The sequence below is a fragment of the Ensifer sp. SSB1 genome, from assembly GCF_016652895.1.
GTDB lineage: Bacteria > Pseudomonadota > Alphaproteobacteria > Rhizobiales > Rhizobiaceae > Ensifer.
Window position 1 is genome coordinate 38,370 of record NZ_JAEPRP010000031.1, and the last position, 8,421, is coordinate 46,790.

At 62.2% G+C, this 8,421-nt stretch carries 9 protein-coding genes and 1 pseudogene; 2 read left to right on the plus strand and 8 right to left on the minus strand.

Annotated features, from left to right (window positions below; translation table 11 throughout):
• From I8N66_RS10565 to I8N66_RS10600, 8 genes and pseudogenes are all read right to left on the minus strand, one after another.
• Positions 1 to 201: pseudogene (locus tag I8N66_RS10565) on the minus strand (carbohydrate ABC transporter substrate-binding protein); the annotation flags it as partial.
• 78 nt (positions 202 to 279) lie between these two features.
• Complete coding sequence (locus I8N66_RS10570; RefSeq protein WP_291153296.1) at positions 280 to 702, minus strand: DUF2160 domain-containing protein; 423 nt, start codon at positions 700 to 702, stop codon at positions 280 to 282.
• Positions 702 to 1,520: a carbohydrate ABC transporter permease gene (locus I8N66_RS10575; protein ID WP_291153300.1), complete on the minus strand. Its 819-nt coding sequence runs from the start codon at positions 1,518 to 1,520 to the stop codon at positions 702 to 704. The genes I8N66_RS10570 and I8N66_RS10575 overlap by 1 nt, the downstream gene beginning before the upstream one ends.
• 22 nt (positions 1,521 to 1,542) lie before the next feature.
• Positions 1,543 to 2,409: a sugar ABC transporter permease gene (locus I8N66_RS10580; RefSeq protein WP_291153303.1), complete on the minus strand. Its 867-nt coding sequence runs from the start codon at positions 2,407 to 2,409 to the stop codon at positions 1,543 to 1,545.
• Between the two features lie 2 nt (positions 2,410 to 2,411).
• Positions 2,412 to 3,482 (minus strand): ABC transporter ATP-binding protein, encoded by a 1,071-nt coding sequence (locus tag I8N66_RS10585; protein WP_223725755.1) that lies wholly within the window; start codon positions 3,480 to 3,482, stop codon positions 2,412 to 2,414.
• Positions 3,483 to 3,503: 21 nt separating this feature from the next.
• Positions 3,504 to 4,574, minus strand: coding sequence for an ABC transporter ATP-binding protein (locus I8N66_RS10590; RefSeq protein ID WP_291153308.1), 1,071 nt, complete (start codon positions 4,572 to 4,574; stop codon positions 3,504 to 3,506).
• A 139-nt stretch (positions 4,575 to 4,713) separates the two neighbouring features.
• Positions 4,714 to 6,231: a glycerol-3-phosphate dehydrogenase gene (gene glpD / locus I8N66_RS10595; RefSeq protein ID WP_291153311.1), complete on the minus strand. Its 1,518-nt coding sequence runs from the start codon at positions 6,229 to 6,231 to the stop codon at positions 4,714 to 4,716.
• A gap of 131 nt (positions 6,232 to 6,362) precedes the next feature.
• Entirely contained in the window at positions 6,363 to 7,127 is a 765-nt protein-coding gene (locus I8N66_RS10600; RefSeq protein ID WP_113541004.1) for a DeoR/GlpR family DNA-binding transcription regulator, read from the minus strand.
• A gap of 172 nt (positions 7,128 to 7,299) precedes the next feature.
• Between I8N66_RS10600 and I8N66_RS10605 the strand changes: the two genes are divergently transcribed.
• Both I8N66_RS10605 and I8N66_RS10610 read left to right on the plus strand, forming a co-directional pair.
• The gene (locus I8N66_RS10605) at positions 7,300 to 8,067 is read left to right on the plus strand and encodes an SDR family oxidoreductase (protein WP_291153315.1); all 768 of its coding nucleotides are present in this window, start codon (positions 7,300 to 7,302) and stop codon (positions 8,065 to 8,067) included.
• A gap of 199 nt (positions 8,068 to 8,266) precedes the next feature.
• Positions 8,267 to 8,421 (plus strand): LysR family transcriptional regulator (locus tag I8N66_RS10610; protein ID WP_291153319.1); only part of this gene is annotated, 155 nt, incomplete at its 3' end.

Below are 8,421 nucleotides of genomic sequence, written 5' to 3' on the forward strand. Positions count from 1 at the left end.
GACCTTGATTTCCATGCCGGCGAAGGGCTTGGCCGCATCGACGAACCACTGCATTTCGGCTTCCTGGCCCGCGCGGTCGAGCGAGGACATGTCGCCGATTTCAGTGTCGAGGAACTTCTTTGCTTCGTCCATGCCGGCAAAAGCGGTGCCGGTGAAGGCCAGCAGCATAGCTGCCGTCGTAGTCAGAAGATGCCGTCGCATAATTCCCTCCCTTAGGTTTGCGATTGCGTATCTTTTGGCTTTGGGGGGCCGCGGAACGGCCCCGCAAATTTGCTCGCCTCAGACGTAGCGGAAGACGCCGACGGCATAGACCAGGGAGAGCGCAAGCGCCCACCACAGGTTCTGTGCGCCGACGAAACCGAGCCATGCGAGGTGAATGAAGGCGCTGCCGAGCAGCGACACGAAGAGGCGATCGCCCCGTGTCGTCTCGAAGCGCAGGATGCCGACGCGCGGGTTGCCACCGGGCGAGGCATATTCCCAGACCGCCATCATCGACAGCAGTGCGAAGATCGTCAGGAAGAACATGGCCGACGGAAACGACCAGGCCATCCAGCCGCCGGCCACCAGCGGCGCGAACCAGTCGCGCGCACCGTCCTTGATCGGCAGCATGCTCATGAGCAGGCCGGCGACGGCGGCGTAAACGACGAGAACGGCGGCGAAGGGCACCTGCCAGCGGGCCTTGCGAACGGGTTGAGCAGTCATCATACCCTCCCCAGGGCGAAGCCCTTGGCGATGTAGTTGCGAACGAAATAGATCACCAGCGCGCCGGGGATGATGGTGAGCACGCCGGCAGCGGCGAGCACGCCCCAGTCGAGGCCGGAGGCTGAAACGGTGCGGGTCATGGTGGCGGCGATCGGCTTGGCGTCCGTGGTCGTCAGCGTGCGGGCAAGCAGCAGTTCGACCCAGGAGAACATGAAGCAGAAGAAGGCGGCGACACCTATGCCCGAGGCGATCAGCGGCATGAAGATCTTCACGAAGAAGCGCGGGAACGAATAGCCGTCGATATAGGCTGTCTCGTCGATTTCCTTCGGAACGCCCGACATGAAGCCTTCCAGGATCCAGACGGCGAGCGGCACGTTGAACAGGCAGTGCGCGAGTGCCACGGCGATGTGCGTGTCGATCAGGCCGAAGGCCGAATAGAGCTGGAAGAAGGGCAGGGCGAAGACCGCCGGCGGCGCCATGCGGTTGGTCAAGAGCCAGAAGAACAGGTGCTTGTCGCCGAGGAACCGGTAACGCGAGAAGGCATAGGCTGCCGGCAAGGCTGCCGCGACCGAGATCACGGTGTTCATGACGACGTAGATGATCGAGTTGATATAGCCGTTGTACCAGGAGGGATCGGTGAAGATCACCTCGTAGTTCCGGAGCGTCGGATTGACCGGCCAGAGCGAGAAGGTGCTCAAGATCTCGCTCGTTTCCTTGAAGCTCATGTTGACGAGCCAATAGATCGGCAAGAGCAGGAAGACGATGTAGATCGTCGGCACCAGCCAGGAGAGGCGTTCGGTAAGGGGTCTTGTCTGCATTTTGTTTCTCCTCCCGCCTGTGTCAGCTCTGCGCGTCGCTCGTGGTCATCACGGTGTAGAAGATCCACGAGAGCAGCAGGATGATGAGGAAGTAGATGATCGATAGCGCTGCCGCCGGACCGAGGTCGAACTGGCCAATGGCCGTCTTGACGAGGTCGATCGACAGGAAGGTGGTGGAGTTGCCCGGGCCGCCGCCGGTGACGACGAAGGGCTCGGTGTAGATCATGAAACTATCCATGAAGCGCAGCAGGAAGGCGATCAAAAGCACGCGCTTCATCTTCGGCAGTTGGATGTAGCGGAACACCGACCAGCGCGAGGCGCCGTCGATCTTGGCCGCCTGGTAATAGGCGTCCGGGATCGAGACGAGGCCGGCATAGCACAGCAGCACGACGAGGCTCGTCCAGTGCCAGACGTCCATAACGATCAGCGTCACCCAGGCGGCGACCGGGTTCTGTACGTAGTTGTAGTTGATGCCGATCGCTTCGAGCGTGCGGCCGAGCAGGCCGATGTCGACGCGGCCGAAGACCTGCCAGATGGTGCCGACGACGTTCCACGGGATCAGGAGTGGCAGCGCCATCAGGACGAGGCAGACCGGAACGCCGAGACCCTTCTTCGGCATGTTGAGCGCGATGACGATGCCGAGCGGAATTTCAATGGCGAGGATGATCGCCGAGAAGATCAGGTTGCGGGTGAGCGCGTCCCAGAAGCGGTCCGACGTCAGCACCTGGACATACCAGTCGGTGCCGGCCCAGAAGAACTGGTTGTTGCCGAAGGTGTCCTGGATCGAATAGTTGACGACGGTCATCAGCGGGATGACGGCCGAGAAGGCGACCAGCACGAGGACCGGCAGCACCATGAACCAGGCCTTGTTGTTCCAGGTTTTCTCCATGGTCAGGCCTCCTCGCCGACGCGCCAGGAATCGGCGTAGATGTTGATGGCTTTCGGATCGAAGGTGACGCGCGGCTCGGCAGGGATTTCGCCGTCTTCATCGACGATGATCGAGATCGGCTGATCGGCGAAACGGGCGCGCACGATCTTGTGGCGACCGATATCCTCGACCTTGGTGATCGCGACCGGCATGCCTTCGCGGCTAAGCGAAACAAATTCCGGGCGGATGCCGAGCTCGGTCTTGGCGCCGGCCCTGACCTTGGGCTGGAAGGTGAGACCCACCTGCTCGCCGCCAACCGTCGCGGTGCTGCCGTCGAGCTTGACCGGCAGCACGTTCATGCCCGGCGAGCCGATGAAGTAGCCGACGAAGGTATGCCGCGGGCGCTCGAAGAGTTCCGCCGGCGTGCCGATCTGCACGATCTGGCCGTCATACATGACGACGACCTTGTCGGCGAAGGTGAGCGCCTCGGTCTGGTCGTGGGTGACGTAGACCATGGTGAAGCCGAACTGCTTGTGCAGCCGCTTGATCTGCGAACGCAGCACCCATTTCATTTCGGGATCGATGACGGTCAGCGGTTCGTCGAAGAGGATGGCGCTGACGTCGTTGCGCACGAGGCCGCGGCCGAGCGAGATCTTCTGCTTCTGGTCGGCGGTGAGGCCGCGGGCGGTCTTCTTCGCCCAGCCGCCAAGGCCGATCATCTCGATCGTCTCCTTGACCCGGCGATCGACCTCGGCTTCCGGCACATGCCGGTTGCGCAAGGGGAAGGCCAGATTGTCGTAGACGGTCATCGTATCGTAAATGACCGGGAACTGGAACACCTGGGCGATGTTGCGTTCCTGGGTGGAGAGATGCGTCACGTCCTTGCCGTCGAAGAGGATGCGTCCTTCCGACGGGTTGATCAGGCCCGAGATGATGTTGAGCAACGTGGTCTTGCCGCAGCCGGACGGACCGAGCAGCGCGTAGGCGCCGCCGTCGTTCCATTCGTGATGCACTTCCTTCAGCGCGTAGTCGTTTTCCGACTTCGGCTTGGCGCCATAGGCGTGGCGGATATGTTCAAGGTCGATGCGTGCCATGTTTTCCTCCCAGCGCCCCCTTTAGGCCGTGCCGCCGATGGCGCGACCATCCGGCCCGAAAGCCATGAGATGGCGGGTATCGACGAAGACCTCCAGGGTCGCGTCGGGTTCGATATCGTGAATGCCTGGCGCCAACATCACCCAGCGCGCGTTGGCAAAACCGACGTGAATGAAGCTTTCGGAGCCTGCGATTTCGGAGATCGCCGTCTTGACGGTAAGCGCATCGCCGCCGCCCTGGGGACGGTCGAAGGAGATGTGATGCGGCTGGAAGGCGACGGTGCAACGACCGTCGGCGATGCCGGCCAGATGCGCCGGAACGGCGAGCACGGACTTGCTGTCGAGCGTGAAGGCGGAGCCTGATTTGACCAGTTCGATGCAGTTCAGCGGCGGATCGGCGAAGGTGCGGGCGGTGATGAGGTCGACCGGGCGGCGATAGACGTCGATGGTCTTGCCGAACTGGGTGATGCGGCCTTGGCTGAGGGCGGCCGTATTGCCACCGAGTAGCAACGCTTCCGAAGGTTCGGTCGTCGCGTAGACGAAGATGGCGCCGGACGCGGCGAAGATCTTCGGCAGTTCCTCGCGCAGTTCCTCGCGCAGCTTGTAGTCGAGGTTGGCGAGCGGTTCGTCGAGCAGCACGAGATCGGCGTTCTTGACGATGGCGCGGGCGAGCGCCGTGCGCTGCTGCTGGCCACCCGAGAGATTGAGCGGTGTGCGATCGAGATAAGGCGTCAGCTTCAGGAGATCGGCAGCCTTGCGCACTTCGCGGTCGATGGTGGCCGCGTCCGCGCCGCTGATGCGCATCGGCGAGGCGATGTTCTCATAGACCGTCATCGCCGGATAGTTGATGAACTGCTGGTAGACCATAGCGACCGAACGCTTCTGCACCGGCAGGCCGGTGACGTCGACACCATCGAAAGTCAGCGAACCGGAGGCGGGCTTGTCGAGACCGGCCATCAGCCGCATCAGCGACGTCTTGCCGGAAAGGGTCGGGCCGAGCAGCACGTTCAGCGACCCCCTCTCCAGCACCAGGTCGGTCGGGTAGATATGCGTCTCCCCGCCCACGACCTTGGATATCTTCTTCATTTCAAGCATTGAATTCTCCACCCAGCCTGTCGGCAGTCCAGAGCGTTTCCGCGCGGTGCGGAAACGCTCCATGTCGTCGTATTTCCCATCTCCGGACGCAGAAACCGCTGTGCGATTTCGCTGGAAATGCTTCTGAATACGGGCGTCTTCAGGCGGCTGCGTTAGCCGCGCCCCGCATATATTCCTCCAGCGCTGCCGCCTCGCCGGGCGTCAGCTTCAGTCCCAACTTGGTCCGGCGCCACAGCACGTCCTCGGCGTGCCTCGCCCATTCCTGCGTCATCAGCCACTTGACCTCGACCTCGTAGAGATCGGCGCCGAAGCGGTGGCCGAGGCCGGCCTCGTTCGAAGCCGAACCCAGAAGCGCTGCGGCGCGTGTGCCGTAGAGGCGCACAAGGCGGCGGGCATGTGCGGGGGCAAGGAAAGAGTATTGTTTCCGCAGCCTTGCGACCTCATCGGCATAGCCTTGAGCCGGAAAATCACCGCCCGGAAGCTTCGATCCGGCCGTCCATTTCGCCCCTTTGACGCCGATCGATTCACCGATCTTGTCCAGCGCGGATTCGCCGAGGCGGCGGTAGGTCGTGAGCTTGCCGCCGAAGACATTGAGCAGGGGTGCTGTGCCCTTGTCGCCCTCGACGCGCAGCACGTAGTCGCGGGTTGCTTCTTGCGCCTTGCTGGCGCCGTCGTCATAAAGCGGGCGCACAGCCGAATAGGTCCAGACGATGTCGTCCTTCCTGACCGGTTCCAGGAAATACTCGCTCGCCGCGCCGCAGAGATAGTCGATCTCGGCGTCGCTGATGCGGACGTCCGAGGGATTGCCCGCGTAATCGCGATCGGTTGTGCCGATCAGCGTGAAATCTTCTTCGTAAGGGATGGCGAACATGATGCGGCCATCCGGGTTCTGGAAGAAATAGGCGCGCGGATCGTCGAACTTCTTCTTCACCACGATGTGGCTGCCCTGCACGAGGCGGACATTGTGGACATCGTTCTTGCCGAGCGCGCCGGAAAGCACCGCATCGACCCAGGGGCCGGCGGCATTGATGAGCATGCGGGCCTTCAGGATCTTGCGTTCGCCCGTCGCCTGGTTTTCGGTTTCGATCGTCCAGAGCGCGCCGTCGCGGCGCGCGAAGACGACACGGGTGCGCGCCATGATGGCGGCGCCGCGGTCTGCTGCGTCGCGGGCGTTCAAGACCACGAGGCGGGCATCATTGACCCAGCCGTCGGAGTATTCGAATGCCTTGTTGAACAGGCGCTTCAGCGGCTTGCCGGCCGGGTCGCGGTTCATGTCCAGCGTCGCCGTCGCCGGCAGCAGCTTTCGGCCGCCGATATGATCGTAAAGGAAGAGGCCGAGGCGGATGAGCCAGGCCGGGCGCAGGCCACCCTTGTGATAGGGCAGCACGAAGCGCATCGGCCAGATGACATGCGGTGCCATCGCCCAGAGCACTTCGCGTTCCATCAGCGCTTCGCGCACCAGCCGGAACTCGTAATGTTCGAGATAGCGCAGGCCGCCGTGAATGAGCTTGGTGGAGCCGGAAGAGGTGCCGGAAGCGAAATCGTTCATTTCGGCCAAGGCGACCGAATATCCGCGGCCGACCGCGTCGCGCGCGATGCCGCATCCGTTGATGCCGCCGCCGATGACGAAGACGTCGTAGATTGCCTGCTCTGACACTGCTGTTTCCCCTCCACGTTTCGCGATGCACAAATTGATGCGTCAGCGAAAGTGAAATCAGTTAAAACGAAAACATATCGAATGTCAAACGAATGCGCCCCGAATCTTTAGGGGTGCCTAATCCTCCGGATTCAGGCGTCGGTTTCGATCAGCCGAACGTCCTGTTCGGCACAGATTTTCCTCACGTTTTCGAGCGTGCAGCGATCGGTGATGAAGGTCTGGACCTGCGAGATATGACCGATGCGCACCGGCGCGGTTCTTTCGAACTTGGTCGAATCGGAAACGAGGATGACGTGGCGTGCATTGGCGATGATCGCCTGCGCGACTTTCACTTCGCGGAAATCGAAATCGAGCAGCGCGCCGTCATGGTCGATCGCCGAGGCGCCGATGACGGCGAAGTCGACCTTGAACTGCTTGATGAAGTCGACGGCCGCCTCGCCGACGATGCCGCCGTCGGAGCCGCGCACGACGCCGCCAGTGATCACCACCTCGATCGAGGGGAAGACGCGTAAGCGGTTGGCGACATTGATGTTGTTGGTGATGACCATCAATTCCTTGTGGTCGAGAAGAGCCTCGCCGACGGCTTCCGTCGTGGTGCCGATATTGATGAAGAGCGACGCATTGTCGGGGATGAGTTCGGCGGCAGCCTTGCCGATTGCCTGTTTCTCCGGCGCCGCGATCTGGCGGCGGGCATCGTATTTGACGTTTTCCTTGCCGCTCGGGAAGATCGCACCGCCGTGAATACGGTTCAGAACCTTGGCGTCGCAGAGATCGTTCAGGTCCTTTCGGATCGTTTGCGGCGTCACGGAAAAGCGCTGCGCCAGCTCTTCCACGAGCACGCGACCTTCGCCTTTTGCCAGCTCCAGGATCTCCGCCTGCCGACCTGTCAGATACATTCCATCCTCCTCATTTTCGTTTTCTTTCATAATATGCGAAAACGAAAGCTGCGCAATTTCCTAAATCGGCGTTTATCGTGAAACCGGTTTCGTCATGGTTTAAAATATCGGAGCGCGTTGCATTCGTTTCGGCGATGGGCGACGCTGCCCGAGGAATGAAGAGGGGAAAGACATGTTTCATCCGGCCTTGTTCAAAGGCATGACCGTCGTCGTCACCGGGGCCGGGCGCGGCATCGGGCTGGAGGTGGCGCGGCAGTTTCTGGATTGCGGCGCGCACGTGCTGGTTCACGCGGGCCGGTCGATCGGTGAATTGCCCGATTTTCTCGAATCGGCGGCAACGGAAGGCCGGGCGCATGTCGCCACTGCGGACTTCCTGGCACCCGGTGGTGTTGAGGGGTTGGCCGATGTGGTGCGCAGCCGGTTCGACAGCGTCGATATCCTCATCAACAATGCCGGCACGATGGTCGGTCGCTTTCCCGCGGCGCAGCTCACTGACGAGCAGTATCAGACCGTCGTCCAGCTCAACCAGACGGCGGTCGTCGAGATGACGCGGGCCATGCTGCCGCTCCTACGCAAGGGCACGCATCCGGCGGTCGTCAACACGGTGTCGATCTCGGCTCTGACCGGGGGCAGTGCCGGCTCTTCGATCTATTCGGCGACCAAGGCTTTCGTTTCCACCTATTCCAAGGCGCTGGCCCGCGAACTCGCGCCCGAGGGGATCCGGGTCAATTGCGTCTCGCCCGGCACGATCACCACCGATTTCCACGAACGATATTCGTCGCCGGAGAAGCTGGAGGCGACCCGCAAGACCATCCCACTCGGTCGGCTTGGAACGGCGGAGGATTGTGCGCCTGCCTATCTCTTCCTCGCCTCGCATGCGCTGTCGGGCTACATCACGGGGCAGGTGCTGGAGGTCAATGGCGGCCAGCTGATCGTTTGAGCGGTAGATGAAGTCGGCTGCCCCTCATCCGCCTGTCGGCACCTTCTCCCCGCAGGCGGGGAGAAGGAAGGCTGCGGCGTCCGCTCGCCCCTCCACTCCATTCAGGGCTCGTGTCATGAAGGGCGACCTCGCGAAGCGCCACGTCCCCTCGCCCCGCAAGCGGGGAGAGGGGCGGAGCCACAATAACTGAAGGCTGGACATGATCGATAAGCTGGAAATGTTCCTCGTCCTTGCGCGCGAACGGCATTTCGGTCGCGCGGCGGAGGAATGCGGGGTGACGCAGCCGACGCTGTCGGCGGCCATTCGTCAGCTGGAGGGTCAGCTCGGTGTCATGCTCGTTAGCCGTGGTTCGCG

What these genes read in the sequence shown, in the direction of transcription:
- I8N66_RS10570 (WP_291153296.1), bottom strand. Translation starts at nt 702, where the DNA reads ATGACTGCTCAACCCGTTCGCAAGGCCCGCTGGCAGGTGCCCTTCGCC.
- I8N66_RS10575 (WP_291153300.1), bottom strand. Translation starts at nt 1,520, where the DNA reads ATGCAGACAAGACCCCTTACCGAACGCCTCTCCTGGCTGGTGCCGACG.
- I8N66_RS10580 (WP_291153303.1), bottom strand. Translation starts at nt 2,409, where the DNA reads ATGGAGAAAACCTGGAACAACAAGGCCTGGTTCATGGTGCTGCCGGTC.
- I8N66_RS10585 (WP_223725755.1), bottom strand. Translation starts at nt 3,482, where the DNA reads ATGGCACGCATCGACCTTGAACATATCCGCCACGCCTATGGCGCCAAG.
- I8N66_RS10590 (WP_291153308.1), bottom strand. Translation starts at nt 4,574, where the DNA reads ATGCTTGAAATGAAGAAGATATCCAAGGTCGTGGGCGGGGAGACGCAT.
- I8N66_RS10600 (WP_113541004.1), bottom strand. Translation starts at nt 7,127, where the DNA reads ATGTATCTGACAGGTCGGCAGGCGGAGATCCTGGAGCTGGCAAAAGGC.
- I8N66_RS10605 (WP_291153315.1), top strand. Translation starts at nt 7,300, where the DNA reads ATGTTTCATCCGGCCTTGTTCAAAGGCATGACCGTCGTCGTCACCGGG.